Here is a 13396-nt window from a genome sequence, read left to right on the forward strand (position 1 = left end):
GAAAGATGTTTCTAATTAGATTATAGAAATATAAATATGGTACACTAGATATAGAAAGAATACGACTAGATTACAGAAGAGAAAGAGGAGAAGTACATGATGAAATTAGCATCTCCGAAACCATTTACATTTGAGGGTGGAGACCGCGCTGTTTTATTACTACATGGATTCACAGGAAACTCAGCTGATGTACGTATGTTAGGGCGTTTCTTAGAAAAGAAAGGCTACACTTGTCATGCGCCAATTTATAAAGGGCACGGTGTACCACCAGAAGAGCTTGTTCATACAGGTCCTGAAGATTGGTGGCAAGATGTAACGGAGGCATATCAGCTTTTAAAAGATAAAGGTTTTGAGAAAATTGCTGTCGTTGGATTGTCACTTGGCGGTGTATTTTCTCTAAAATTAGGTTATACAGTACCGGTTTTAGGTGTAGTGCCAATGTGTGCACCGATGTATATTAAGAGTGAAGAAACGATGTACCAAGGTATATTGGCATATGCCCGCGAATATAAAAAGCGTGAGCAAAAATCACCAGAGCAAATTGAACAAGAAATGTTGGAATTCCAAAAGACACCGATGAATACATTAAAAGCATTACAACAATTAATTGCTGACGTACGTAACAATGTGGACATGATTTATGCCCCAACATTTGTTGTACAAGCGCGTCATGATGAAATGATTAATACAGATAGTGCGAACATTATTTATAACGGTGTAGAATCAACGTTAAAAGACATTAAATGGTATGAAGACTCTACGCATGTCATTACACTTGATAAACAGCGTGACGAGCTACATGAGGATGTATATAACTTCTTGGAGCAACTAGATTGGTAAGATCTAGTTGCCTCTTTTTTTCATAAGGAATTTTTTGTGAAAACTGTAAAAATCATAAGGGGAGTATTGAAGTTTCGCTTTATACATCCCCTATCTTTCGGATACACTAAATAATATAAGGTTTTAAAGGAGGTATTTTTGCTTGGAAGAAATCATACAAGAACATATTGATAAGTTGTTATTATTTATGAGAGAAGAAGCGTATAAACCGCTAACGATACAAGAGTTAGAAGAGGCATTTGGAATTGAAGGTTCTGAGGGCTTTAAAGATTTCGTAAAGGCACTTGTAATGATGGAAGAGAAGGGACTTATTATTCGTACTCGTAGCAACCGTTACGGTCTGCCTGAAAAAATGAATTTAGTACGTGGTAAGTTAATTGGACATGCACGTGGCTTTGCATTCGTTGTACCAGACGAGAAGAAAACAGGAGACGACGATCTTTTCATCCCGCCTACAGAATTAAACGGTGCGCTTCATGGCGATACAGTATTAGCACGCCTTAGTTCCCAATCGAGTGGTTCGCGTCAAGAAGGTTCCATTGTACGCATTTTAGAACGCGGAACGAAAGAACTAGTTGGTACATATACAGAATCGAAAAACTTTGGATTTGTTATACCTGACAATAAGCGCTGGACGAGTGACATTTTCGTATTGAAAAGTGCATCAATGGGCGCTGTAGAAGGTCATAAAGTAGTTGTGAAAATTACGAGCTATCCAGAGAATCGTTTAAGTGCAGAAGGTGAAGTTATTCAAATTCTAGGTCATAAAAATGACCCAGGAGTAGATATTTTATCTGTCATCCATAAACATCATTTGCCTTTAGCATTCCCTGAAGAAGTGATGGAGCACGCAAACAGTGTACCAGAAACGATTTCAGAAGAAGATTTAAAAGATCGCCGTGATCTTCGTGACCAAATGATCGTAACAATTGACGGTGCAGACGCGAAAGATTTAGATGACGCTGTTACAGTAACGAAGCTCGAGAACGGTAACTATAAGCTTGGGGTTCATATTGCAGATGTAAGTCATTACGTTCAAGAAGGTTCTCCAATTGATGTAGAAGCAGCGGAGAGAGCGACGAGTATATACCTTGTTGACCGTGTAATTCCGATGATTCCGCATCGTCTATCTAACGGTATTTGTTCATTAAATCCGAAAGTAGACCGTCTGACGTTATCTTGTGAAATGGAAATCAACAATTTAGGTGACGTTGTAAAGCACGAGATTTTCCAAAGTGTAATTAAAACGACAGAGCGTATGACGTATGCTGACGTAAGAAGCATTTTAGAAGATGAGGACGAAGAATTAATTAAACGCTATGAGCCGTTAGTACCGATGTTTAAAGAGATGGGGCAATTAGCACAAATTTTACGTGAAAAACGTATGCGCCGCGGTGCAATCGACTTTGACTTTAAAGAAGCGAAAGTATTAGTAGATGAAGAAGGAAAACCGACTGATGTTGTCATGCGTGATCGTTCAGTATCAGAGAAGTTAATTGAAGAATTTATGCTTGTCGCGAACGAAACAGTAGCAGAGCACTTCCACTGGATGAACGTACCATTCATGTACCGTGTCCATGAAGATCCGAAAGAAGATAAGCTAGAGCGTTTCTTCGAGTTTGTAACGAACTTCGGATATGCAGTAAAAGGACGTGCAAATGAAGTACACCCTCGTGCGCTACAACAAATTCTTGAAATGGTTCAAGGGCAACCAGAAGAAGTAGTCATTTCGACAGTAATGCTTCGTTCTATGAAGCAAGCACGTTACGATGCAGAAAGCTTAGGACATTTTGGTCTATCAACTGAGTTCTACACGCATTTCACATCACCAATTCGTCGTTACCCAGATACGATTGTTCACAGATTGATTCGTGAATATATCATTAACGGTAAAGTCGACAATGAAACGCAAGCAAAATGGCGTGAAAAATTACCTGAGATTGCAGAGCACTCTTCTAATATGGAACGTCGTGCTGTTGAAGCTGAGCGTGAAACAGACGAGCTGAAAAAAGCAGAATATATGCTTGATAAGATTGGCGAAGAGTATGACGGTATGATTAGCTCTGTAACAAACTTCGGTTTATTCGTAGAGCTTCCAAATACAATTGAAGGTCTTGTACACGTTAGCTACTTAACGGATGATTACTATCGTTATGATGAGCAGCACTTCGCAATGATCGGAGAACGTACAGGTAACGTATTCCGCATCGGTGACGAAATTACAATTCGTGTTATTAACGTAAACAAAGACGAGCGTGCAATCGACTTTGAAATCGTTGGTATGAAAGGTACGCCTCGTCGTAAGTTCAAAGATCGTCCAGTCGTGATCGAACAGCCAAGAACAGGCAGAAAGAAACGCGGCGGACGTAGCGAACGCAGTAATGAGCGCGGCGGAGAACGTGGCACAGGTAGAAAATTTGACCGTGGTGGCAAAGGTAAAGGAAGAGGATCTGCATCCGCGTCCGCTAGCCAACCAGGGAAAAAAGATGGTAACGGCAAGAAGAAAAAAGCATTCTTCGAAAACGTACCAGGATTCAAGAAGAAGAAGAAAAAGCGTAAGTAAGAAAAGGATGGCTTCGCTTTGATAAAAAGCGAGGCTTTTTCTTTTTTATTGGTGGCTCGAGAGCGAGTCACTTTCGCTTTTTATGGGAATCCAGCTACAGTGGCTAGAATGTTCGGCGGCTTCGCTTCTTCCCGAGAGGCAAAGGGCGCCTCAAGGTCAGAAGCTCCATCCACCTCACATTCTAAGCGAGCCACTTTCGCTTTTTATTAACATTTGTTACAATAGTAAAAATAGAGGAGGGACGTTATATGCCAAAAGGTTCAGGTAAGGTTATTGCACAAAATAAAAAAGCATTTCATGATTATTTCATCGAAGAAACATACGAAGCAGGGCTTGTCCTTCAAGGAACGGAAATTAAGTCGATTCGCGCTGGACGCGTGAACTTGAAAGATGCATTTGCTCGTGTACATAATGGTGAAGTATGGGTTCATAATATGCATATTAGTACGTACGAGCAAGGAAATCGTTTCAACCATGATCCGCTTCGTACGAGAAAGTTACTTCTGCATAAAAAAGAAATTGATAAATTAGCAGGAGCTGCAAAAGAAACAGGATATGCATTAGTTCCACTTAAAATCTATTTGAAAAATGGATTCGCGAAAATGGCACTTGGTTTAGCAAAAGGTAAGAAACAATATGATAAGCGTCACGATTTAAAAGAGAAAGAAGCAAAACGTGAAATTGCACGCGCGTTCCGTGATCGCCAAAAGATGTAATACAGATATTTACATTTGTAAAACGGCGCGCGTATGTTATAATAACTTATGTAAGATTGTTGCACATTGAAAAACAGCTCTTAGTAGCTATCACGAAATTTTCTTCGTATGCTCCATTTTTATCATGGGGACGTTACGGATTCGACAGGGATAGTTCGAGCTTAGGTTGCGAGTCGAGGGGATCGGCCTCGTTAAAACGTCAAAGCCTATAATTGGCAAACAAAACAATCTTTCTTTAGCTGCTTAATTGCACTAAAGGTTCCTCCCTCCATCGTCCATGTGGTAGGGTAAGGGACTCAAACTAAGTGGACTACGCCGGAGTTCGCCGTCTGAGGACAAAGGAAGAGAACAACCAGACTAGCAACTTGGAAGCCTGTCGATAGGCCGAAGAGTTCGCGAAATGCTAATATATCGACTACACTCGTAGAAGCTTAAGTGCCGATATTTTTGGACGTGGGTTCGACTCCCACCGTCTCCACCAATACATATTTGGTGGTTTTTTATTTTGTATGATATGAACCATAATTTTGCCAGTTTGGTGAGGTTATGGTTCTTTTTGTTTTGTGGTTTTATAAACTGCTTAAGTTGATGGGGATGAGCCGGTACCCCTGAAACAGAAAAGGAAGAAGTGGTTATTAATGATAAGCAGGTAGATACTATAGCTGCTGGTAAACGCCCAATTGGTGAGTTTCTATTAATAAAATCATTTTATTCAAATCTTAATATGTTTTGTGTTTCTATACATACCTATTGTAAGATTATATAGAGTTCTCCTAATAAGCTGTTTGAATGGATTTTTTAGGGATTTAATATTTATAAATCTTAAATAATTTTTTATCTAACTAAGTTATATTGAAGTAGAGGTGAACCATCGGTGAGGCAGGTGTTAGTAATTAAAAATGAACGGTCTTTAGCAAAGAAAATCGTAAGCGGTTTAACGGAAGAAGGCCATTTCATTTTAAAACTTCACAATGAAAACGAAGGTTTAAATATAATATATGAACAAGATTGGGATATTATCATATTAGATTGGGATTCATTAAGCATATCCGGGCCAGAAATTTGCAGACAAATACGACTTGTTAAAATGACACCGATCATTATTGTGACTGACAATATTTCTAGTAAGGATTGCGTGGCAGGGTTACAAGCAGGAGCTGATGATTATATAAGAAAACCATTTGCGAAAGAAGAACTAGTAGCAAGGGTGCAAGCTATTTTAAGGAGAAGTGACTGTAACCAGCAACATGAGACAACCTTTTTTCAGTTTAAAGATCTTTTTGTTGATGCATCTAGCAATATTGTGAAAAAAGGTGGTAAAAATCTTTCACTTACTAAGCGCGAGTACGATTTACTTGTATTTTTAATTAAGAATAAAAATACAATATTGAGCCGTGAAATGCTTTTGAACCAAGTTTGGGGACATAACGTAGTCGTAAATCCAAATGTAGTAGACTTATATATTGGATATGTAAGAAAAAAGTTAAAGTGTGAGAAGAAAGACAGATATATTCAAACGATACATGGTAGAGGTTATTCAATGATTGAATGATAGAAATAAGATAATAGAAAAAACGAGTAAAACGTTTCATTTAGTTTTACTCGTTTTTTTCTTTAAATCAATAATCAAATAGTTTTTGAGAAGTATGAAAAGATGTAAAAAGTATATTTCTATCAGGCGAGGGATTATGAAAATGTTAGCTATTAATGAGCCGGTTTTGTAGGGAAAACCATAGTTAGTCAACATGCTGGATTTCAAATGTTACTTTTCATATTTAATTTATGCTTGGTTTTATTAATTCACACCATTCACAAGATTTTCACAGAATTAATGACTATACTTATTTACAGGATATTCAAATGAAAATGATTATCAATAGCAGTTTGGGTACATAAAAGTTACTGTCTAATTTAATCTATCGATGTTATCATTTTCGAACTAAATTACATAATAAGGAGTATACGTATGAAAAAAACTATGCTTTTAAAATTAGTAAGTATTCTAGCAGTTTTCACTTTAATGTTAGTAGCTTGCTCAGATGCAGGTAAAGAAACTTCGAAGGCTACTAAAGGTAATGGTAGTGATAAGCCAAAAACGGTTGAAATCACTGATGCGCATGGAAAAGTTACTGTTCCTGTAAATCCAAAGAATGTAGTTGCTTTAGATAATAGAACTTTTGAAACTTTATCTGATTGGGGAATTAAATTAGCGGCTGCTCCAAAGGATGTAATGCCCGCTGATTCAGCATATGTAAAAGATAATTCAGTTCAAAATATTGGGAATCACCGCGAACCAAATCTTGAAATTATTGCAGCTGCAAACCCTGATCTTGTAATCGTTGGCCAAAGATTTGCTAGCCATTATCAAGAAATTAAAAAATTAGTACCAAATGCAGCAGTTATTGATCTTAACGTTGATGTTTCTGAGAAAGCTACTAAGCCTGGTGAAAACTTAGTAAAAGGACTTAAAGATTCTACAATTACTTTAGGAAAAATCTTTGATAAAGATAAAGAAGCTAAAAAATTAGTAGCTGATTTTGATAAATCTATTGAAAATGCAAAATCTGCTTATAACGGAAAAGATAAAGTTATGAGTGTTATCGTTACTGGTGGTAATATTGGTTTTGCTGCGCCGCACTCTGGTCGCGTTTGGGGACCAATGTATGAAATTTTCGGTTGGACTCCAGCGTTAGAAGTTTCTAATTCTACTGCAGGTCATAAAGGTGATGACGTTTCTGTTGAAGCTATCGCACAAACAAATCCTGATTGGCTGTTCGTATTAGATCGTGATGCTGCAACATCTGATGCAGCTAAGTCAGCTCCTGCTCAGGATGTTATTTCTAAATCACCAGCTCTTCAAAACACAACTGCTGTTTCTAAAAAACAAGTTATTTATGCACCAGCAGATACTTACACAAATGAATCAATTCAGACTTATATAGAGTTATTTGGAAATATCGCAAAAACTTTAGCTAAGTAGTGTAAAGGGGTACGAAGCAGTGTCAAAAAATATAATTTCTAGGGTTGAGAATATTTCTCAACCCCAGTTTTATAATCACAATAAATTATGGACAAAATCTTTTATAATAGCGATTATAGTTGTTCTAATTTTAGGGATTATATCACTGTTTACTGGCGTTTATGATATACGTGGACAAGAGGACGGAATGGAGATGTTTTTCATCACTCGTGTTCCGAGAACAGTTGCATTAATGCTTACTGGAGCTGCAATGGCGATGGCAGGGCTTGTCATGCAACTTATTACACAAAATCGATTTGTTGAACCTACTACAACGGGGACTATTGAATGGTCAGGCTTAGGCCTGCTTTTTGTGTATTTACTATTCCCTGCCCCAACTTTAGTTCAAAGAATGACTGGTGCAATCATTTTTTCTTTTATAGGAACTATGATTTTCTTTCTATTTTTAAGAAGAGTTAAGCTTCGTTCGTCTTTAATTGTCCCGATTATTGGATTGATGCTTGGAGCAGTTATTTCTGCAGTGTCTACTTTTTTGGGACTCCTTTTTCAAATGACGCAAAGTATTGAAACTTGGTTTGTAGGTTCATTTGCTAACATTCAGGTCGGAAGATACGAATATTTATGGCTGATTGTTATCGTTACTTTGCTTATTTTTATGTATGCGAATAGATTGACTTTAGCTGGACTAGGAGAAGATGTCGCAACAAGTCTTGGCGTTAATTACAACCGAATTGTTCTTTTTGGAACAGCCCTTATTTCTTTTGCCGTTGGGATTGTTGCAGCAGTTATTGGAAATTTACCTTTCTTAGGGTTAATTGTTCCAAATATTGTTTCCATGTTTAGAGGTGATGATCTTAGAAGTAATTTACCTTGGGTGTGTCTGATCGGAATGGGTACAATAACTGCCTGTGATATCATTTCTCGAACAATTATAAAGCCTTTTGAATTACCTGTTTCTTTAATACTTGCATCAGTGGGAGCAGTCGTGTTTATTACTATTTTATTGAGAAAAAGAAAACCAAGGAGGCCACGATGATCACATTAGATTATAGAAATAAAGAAAATGTCGAAGTCGATTCTAGCCTTCATAATGAAAGTAGATCAGCTAGCGCTTTTCGTTCTAAGAAGGAAGCAAGACGTTATTGGATTGTACTGATCACATTGATTGCTTTAGGCCTCCTTTCTTCATATGGACTGTTAGTGTATAACAATCCAGTTCCGATAGATTCACCTTCTTTTATCCCAGTTGTTAAGAGAAGGATTGTAGCTATTGTTGCAATGATTATTGCAGCTGTTTGCCATAGCTTGTCGACAGTTGCTTTCCAATCCATTACGAATAATAAGATTATTACTCCTTCACTGTTAGGTTTCGAATCACTTTATTCAGCAATTCATACGAGCACAATATTCTTCTTTGGTGCTAGTGCATTGATCAATTTTAATGGAATTGGATCATTTTTATTTCAAGTCGTTCTTATGGTCCTCATGAGCTTGATACTTTATGGATGGTTACTTTCCGGTAAATACGGGAATTTACAACTTATGCTTTTAGTCGGAATTATTATTGGTGCGGGACTAAATTCTATGTCAACTTTCATGAGAAAGTTACTTGCGCCTTCAGAGTTTGATCTTTTACAAGCAAAATTATTTGGTTCTGTTAATCATGCAGATCCTGCATATTTTCCTATTGTCATTCCGATGATCATAATTGTAGCAGTATTAATTTTTGCTCATTCTAAGAATTTAAATGTGTTATCACTAGGAAAGGATGTTGCTACTTCCTTTGGAGTTAAATATCAACCTAGTGTAATTTATACGCTTGTATTAGTAGCTATTTTAATGTCTATTTCAACAGCTCTAATTGGGCCACTTACTTTCTATGGGTTTTTAGTAGCAACTTTGAGTTATCAGGCGGCGGCAACTTATGATCATAGATATATTTTCCCAATGGCTTTTGCAATCGGATTTTTAATAATGACGAGCGCATACTTTTTAATGTATCATGTATTCAATGCTCAAGGTGTAGTTTCAGTTATTATTGAATTATTTGGTGGAATTATATTCTTAACTATAGTTTTAAGGAAGAGGGCTTTATGATAAAAATCGATAATGTTAAAAAGTTCTATACTGATAAGGTAAAAATAGGACCTTTGGATATTGAAATACCAAAAGCGGGCTTTACTTCTTTAATTGGACCAAATGGTGCTGGAAAGTCTACGACACTTTTGATGATAGGAAGACTTTTAGATATGGATGAAGGTCAAATCCAAGTAGCAAATATGGATGTTTCTGAATCCAAATCAAAAGACTTAGCAAAAGTTTTGACTATATTGCGACAAGAAAATCATTTTGTAACGAGGCTTACTGTTAGACAATTAGTTGGATTTGGACGCTTTCCTTATTCAAAGGGAAGATTAACGAAAGAGGATGAAGTTATTATTTCTAAATATATCGACTTCCTAGATTTAACGAATTTAGAGAATAGATATTTAGATGAGCTTTCTGGTGGTCAAAGACAAAGGGCATATGTAGCGATGGTATTGTGCCAAGAGACGGAATATGTACTTTTGGACGAACCTTTGAACAACCTTGATGTTGCTCGTTCTGTTCAAATGATGGAGCATTTGAGACGTGCAGCTAATGAATTTGGAAGAACAATTTTGACTGTTATGCATGACATAAATTTTGCAGCAAAATACTCTGACAAAATTTGTGCTATGAAAGATGGACAAATTGCTGCTTTTGGAACAGTAGAAGAGGTTATGGACCCAACACTTTTGACAGATATTTTTGAAACAAAAATAGAGATTATTGATGGTCCTTATGGGCCGATCGCTGTTTATTAGTTATAAAATGTATACTGTAGCTGCTGTCTATATTTTGTAGGCAGCAGCTTTTTTGCGATTGCATTTATAAAAAAGTTATTTTACATAAGGTGAATGTGATTCTCTCGTTTTTAAAATGTCGTAATCAAAAGGGAGGAGTAACATTATGCTTACAGTGCGATTTTAGATGTGGTGATATACTGTTTATGAGTGTTTGTTGTGTCGTTTTTTGTCGGTAAGTCGATATATTATGAAAATCGCTGATATAAATTGAGTTGCGCTGATATATTTCGAAAATCGCCGATATAATTGGAGTTGCGCTGATATATTTGAAAAATCGCTGATATATTTTGGAGGGGATAAAGATGATTGTGAAAGAACGGAAAATGCCCGTACATTTGCTCCAATTAGAAGCTTTACTTAGAAGATTGCCTGCTCATCATCCAAAAAGGAACGTGGTGGCTGAAAATTTAGCGAAATTTATGGCTGGCTATAAAGGAGAGCAGGCAATTGAATATCCGCTTAGTTTTCTATCTGAAACAAAATATAGCATTTTACATGACATTAGATTGTTTGATCAGAAACATTATTTCCAAATTGATGCCCTCATAATTTCTTCATGTTTTCTTCTTTTTCTTGAAATAAAAAATATCATTGGTACGTTAATTTTTGATGCAAAGTTTAATCAACTCATTCGAATCGTAGATGGTGCTTCAGAAGAGGGTTTTCCAGATCCGCTTTTACAAGTGAAACGGCAAGAGATGCAGCTGAGAAAATGGCTGAGTTTGCATGGTTTATATAATATTCCGATTGAATCTCTCATTGTAATTAGTTCTCCTCGTACAATTATTAAAACTTCAGATGAAATGCTTCCTAATAAAATTATCCACGGTGCAAATTTACCTAATAGAATCAAACAGATGGAAAATCAATATAAAGAAGATATAATTGGTAATGTAGATGGACTTATAAATCAGATTATGAATGAGCACATTCCGCAACGACAAAATATTTTTGCACAATATAAATTAAAAAAAGAGGAATTACTAAATGGCGTGCAGTGTGAGGAATGTTTTACAATGGCAATGTTAAAAGAAAAACAGGGCTGGCGTTGCTCAAACTGTAATAGTACGTCTAAAAATGCTCATTTACGTGCTTTACAAGACTACACACTTCTGTTTGGAACAATAACTACCAATAGCAAATTGAGGGACTTTCTTAATATGCAATCTAGTTCTGCGGTTAAAAGACTCCTCAAAACAATGAACATCCCACACACCGGCACCAACAAAGGGCGAAAATATGATTTAACCCACCTCCAATTATAATTTTGCTATAATAAATAAGTATTTACGTGAAGGAGAGTGTGAAATGAAGTTTAATATCGATCATTACATAGCTAGCGTTTTACAGTGGATATTGAATATAGCGTTAATTATATTATCCATTGTCTTATCTATCTTTTTAATTAACGAGACTATCACATTTATTCAATACATATTTTCAACAAAGGAATATACATCGTATAAATTGGTTGAGAGTATCATCGTCTATTTCTTATACTTCGAGTTCATCGCATTGATTATTAAGTATTTTAAATCGAATTATCATTTCCCGTTACGCTATTTTATTTATATAGGAATTACGGCTTTAATTCGATTAATTATTGTATCTCATGAGGAACCGATGGAGACGTTATTATACGCAGGAGCAATTCTTGTTTTAGTCATTGCGTTATACATATCAAATATGAGAGATTTGAGAAAAGAGTAGTAAAAACCCCTAAATCTAGGGGTTTTTACTTTATCCCGCATTAACGGGCAGTAAGACCCCCATCTCAAAATTCAGAGGAAGCAAAGAAGTTAGGTGGGGGATCAACTGCCCGTAAAAGCCCGATTGGTTCAACTAATAATCAGTGGGGGATGAACAAAACCCCACTGATTAAAGTTTCACTTTATATAATATGAAATCCAATTAATAAAATAACGATGAACGTGATAGCGAATACGCCCCACCATAACGTATGAGTTTGTCCTCTTCTTTTCCTTGCTACGAGGATTTCCATCGACATAATAAGGATAAGAGCGAATACAGCTTTTATCATAGAAATGACAGGGAAGTTTTTAATGACTACCATTCCAATTCCTGAACCTAGCATAAGAACATAAAAGGCACGTTGTCCCCACAGTGTAAATTCTTGTTTGTTAAGCATGTAACTCATAATAAATAAGATGATAAGAATTGCCCATGATCCCGCGTGAATTTGATAAAACATATTAAGCATTATAGTTCACTCCCGTATGTATGTTGTTTTTTTGAAAATAGGATTACGAATCCGATAGAAAGCATCGTCATCATGCCTCCTACTATGAAAGATACTGCCCCTTGTGATGTAAATATCATTGTGAAAAATATTGGTCCGATAATTCTTCCTAAACTATCAAATGAATAATTTAAGCCTGAAATGGTACCGTGATCGCTTTTTACTTGTTTTGTTAAAAAGGATAGAGTACAAGTTCGTACGAGCGCGTTTCCAGCTGTGAAGATGGATAAACAAATGCCGGCCCATAGTAAGTTCGTAATAAAAGGGATTAAAAATAGGCCTGTTGCAGAAATGATTTGTCCGATTATAATGTAGCGTTTTTCATCTCCGTTACGAATGTAGCGTATGAGTCCACCTTGTATACATGCATCTACTAGGCCGCTTGCTAAAAAGATTATGCCGATTTGTAATGGTGTAATGCCGATTGCTTGTTTGCCAAATAGTTGATAGGTACCTTCTAACCCAGCTAATGCCATAGAAATTGTGAAAGTAATGAAAAACAAGCCGATTGATGAAGCTGGTAAATGAATAAACTTTTTAAATGGATTTCCCGCATTTTTTTCACCTGCATTGTTTAAACTCTCTTTAAAAGTAAAGCATGTATAGAGAAATAAAATGACAAGAAGATTGCTAGCAATTTGGAACGGAACTGCATTTCCAAAATGGCTTAGCATCCCGCCAATTGCTGGACCGACAATAAAGCCCATCCCGATACAAGCACCCATCATTCCGATATAACGATTACGCTCAGTTTCATTTGTCATATCGACAATGGAAGCTGTTGCAGCGGTGTATAATGCACCGGCAAACAATCCATTTAGGCTTCTTGCGATGTATAAGCCAGTTAAATTATTAATCAGTAAACCTGTTAAGAAAAAACTAATGGAATACCCGAGTATGCCAATTAGTAGTACAGGACGCCGACCTGCTCGATCAGAAATCTTTCCCCAAAGTGGAGCTGTTAAGAATGAAGCGAGCGAATAAGAAGATAACAGCATTCCTAAATGATGCGACGGCACATGTAAATTTGTAATGATTTCTGGTAGAACAGGGATAATCATACCGAATCCTAAAAAGATGAAAAATTGAACGATCATTAACGGAACTATATTCTTTTTCATCATATCCTCCTTTACTCTTATTAGTTAA

12 protein-coding genes and 1 other RNA gene are annotated in these 13396 nt (G+C 36.4%); 11 read left to right on the forward strand and 2 right to left on the reverse strand.

The window, feature by feature from the left end; all coding sequences use genetic code 11:
• The first annotated feature begins 99 nt into the window (after positions 1 to 99).
• The 11 genes from estA (at position 100) to psiE (ending at position 11697) form a co-directional block, all read left to right on the forward strand.
• Complete coding sequence (gene estA / locus PDK19_RS18055; protein ID WP_000761976.1) at positions 100 to 840, forward strand: carboxylesterase; 741 nt, start codon at positions 100 to 102, stop codon at positions 838 to 840.
• 142 nt (positions 841 to 982) lie between these two features.
• Positions 983 to 3403 carry a ribonuclease R gene (gene rnr / locus PDK19_RS18060; protein ID WP_000391075.1) on the forward strand — a complete coding sequence of 807 codons (2421 nt, stop codon included), beginning with the start codon at positions 983 to 985 and terminating at the stop codon, positions 3401 to 3403.
• A 248-nt stretch (positions 3404 to 3651) separates the two neighbouring features.
• Positions 3652 to 4119, forward strand: coding sequence for an SsrA-binding protein (gene smpB / locus PDK19_RS18065; RefSeq protein ID WP_001123901.1), 468 nt, complete (start codon positions 3652 to 3654; stop codon positions 4117 to 4119).
• Between the two features lie 126 nt (positions 4120 to 4245).
• Positions 4246 to 4600: a transfer-messenger RNA gene (gene ssrA, locus PDK19_RS18070) on the forward strand.
• A gap of 393 nt (positions 4601 to 4993) precedes the next feature.
• Entirely contained in the window at positions 4994 to 5671 is a 678-nt protein-coding gene (locus PDK19_RS18075) for a response regulator transcription factor (protein WP_001250246.1), read from the forward strand.
• 414 nt (positions 5672 to 6085) lie between these two features.
• On the forward strand, positions 6086 to 7099 hold the full coding sequence (locus PDK19_RS18080; protein WP_088106294.1) for a siderophore ABC transporter substrate-binding protein: 1014 nt from the start codon (positions 6086 to 6088) through the stop codon (positions 7097 to 7099).
• Between the two features lie 19 nt (positions 7100 to 7118).
• A complete protein-coding gene (locus tag PDK19_RS18085) occupies positions 7119 to 8135 on the forward strand; it encodes an ABC transporter permease (protein WP_000041834.1) in 1017 nt (338 codons plus the stop codon).
• A complete protein-coding gene (locus PDK19_RS18090) occupies positions 8132 to 9196 on the forward strand; it encodes an iron chelate uptake ABC transporter family permease subunit (RefSeq protein WP_000631127.1) in 1065 nt (354 codons plus the stop codon). The genes PDK19_RS18085 and PDK19_RS18090 overlap by 4 nt, the downstream gene beginning before the upstream one ends.
• Positions 9193 to 9945, forward strand: coding sequence for an iron ABC transporter ATP-binding protein (locus PDK19_RS18095; RefSeq protein ID WP_000590065.1), 753 nt, complete (start codon positions 9193 to 9195; stop codon positions 9943 to 9945). Before PDK19_RS18090 ends, PDK19_RS18095 begins: the two co-directional genes overlap by 4 nt.
• A gap of 344 nt (positions 9946 to 10289) precedes the next feature.
• Complete coding sequence (locus PDK19_RS18100) at positions 10290 to 11252, forward strand: nuclease-related domain-containing protein (RefSeq protein ID WP_000635731.1); 963 nt, start codon at positions 10290 to 10292, stop codon at positions 11250 to 11252.
• A 43-nt stretch (positions 11253 to 11295) separates the two neighbouring features.
• Complete coding sequence (gene psiE / locus PDK19_RS18105; RefSeq protein ID WP_270341000.1) at positions 11296 to 11697, forward strand: phosphate-starvation-inducible protein PsiE; 402 nt, start codon at positions 11296 to 11298, stop codon at positions 11695 to 11697.
• Positions 11698 to 11878: 181 nt separating this feature from the next.
• Here psiE and PDK19_RS18110 read toward each other — a convergent pair whose 3' ends face one another.
• A complete protein-coding gene (locus PDK19_RS18110; protein WP_000933661.1) occupies positions 11879 to 12208 on the reverse strand; it encodes a DUF1516 family protein in 330 nt (109 codons plus the stop codon).
• Positions 12208 to 13368 carry an MFS transporter gene (locus PDK19_RS18115; protein WP_270707765.1) on the reverse strand — a complete coding sequence of 387 codons (1161 nt, stop codon included), beginning with the start codon at positions 13366 to 13368 and terminating at the stop codon, positions 12208 to 12210. Before PDK19_RS18115 ends, PDK19_RS18110 begins: the two co-directional genes overlap by 1 nt.
• Positions 13369 to 13396 lie beyond the last annotated feature (28 nt).

Origin of the sequence: Bacillus cereus group sp. BcHK124 (assembly GCF_027712065.1) — a bacterium.
In the GTDB taxonomy this organism is placed as follows: Bacteria; Bacillota; Bacilli; order Bacillales; family Bacillaceae_G; genus Bacillus_A; species Bacillus_A pacificus.

Bases quoted from the DNA above. Each gene is read 5' to 3' on its own strand.
- PDK19_RS18095 (WP_000590065.1), top strand. From the start codon at position 9,193: ATGATAAAAATCGATAATGTTAAAAAGTTCTATACTGATAAGGTAAAA.
- psiE (WP_270341000.1), top strand. From the start codon at position 11,296: ATGAAGTTTAATATCGATCATTACATAGCTAGCGTTTTACAGTGGATA.
- smpB (WP_001123901.1), top strand. From the start codon at position 3,652: ATGCCAAAAGGTTCAGGTAAGGTTATTGCACAAAATAAAAAAGCATTT.
- PDK19_RS18080 (WP_088106294.1), top strand. From the start codon at position 6,086: ATGAAAAAAACTATGCTTTTAAAATTAGTAAGTATTCTAGCAGTTTTC.
- PDK19_RS18100 (WP_000635731.1), top strand. From the start codon at position 10,290: ATGATTGTGAAAGAACGGAAAATGCCCGTACATTTGCTCCAATTAGAA.
- PDK19_RS18115 (WP_270707765.1), bottom strand. From the start codon at position 13,368: ATGAAAAAGAATATAGTTCCGTTAATGATCGTTCAATTTTTCATCTTT.
- PDK19_RS18090 (WP_000631127.1), top strand. From the start codon at position 8,132: ATGATCACATTAGATTATAGAAATAAAGAAAATGTCGAAGTCGATTCT.
- PDK19_RS18110 (WP_000933661.1), bottom strand. From the start codon at position 12,208: ATGCTTAATATGTTTTATCAAATTCACGCGGGATCATGGGCAATTCTT.
- estA (WP_000761976.1), top strand. From the start codon at position 100: ATGAAATTAGCATCTCCGAAACCATTTACATTTGAGGGTGGAGACCGC.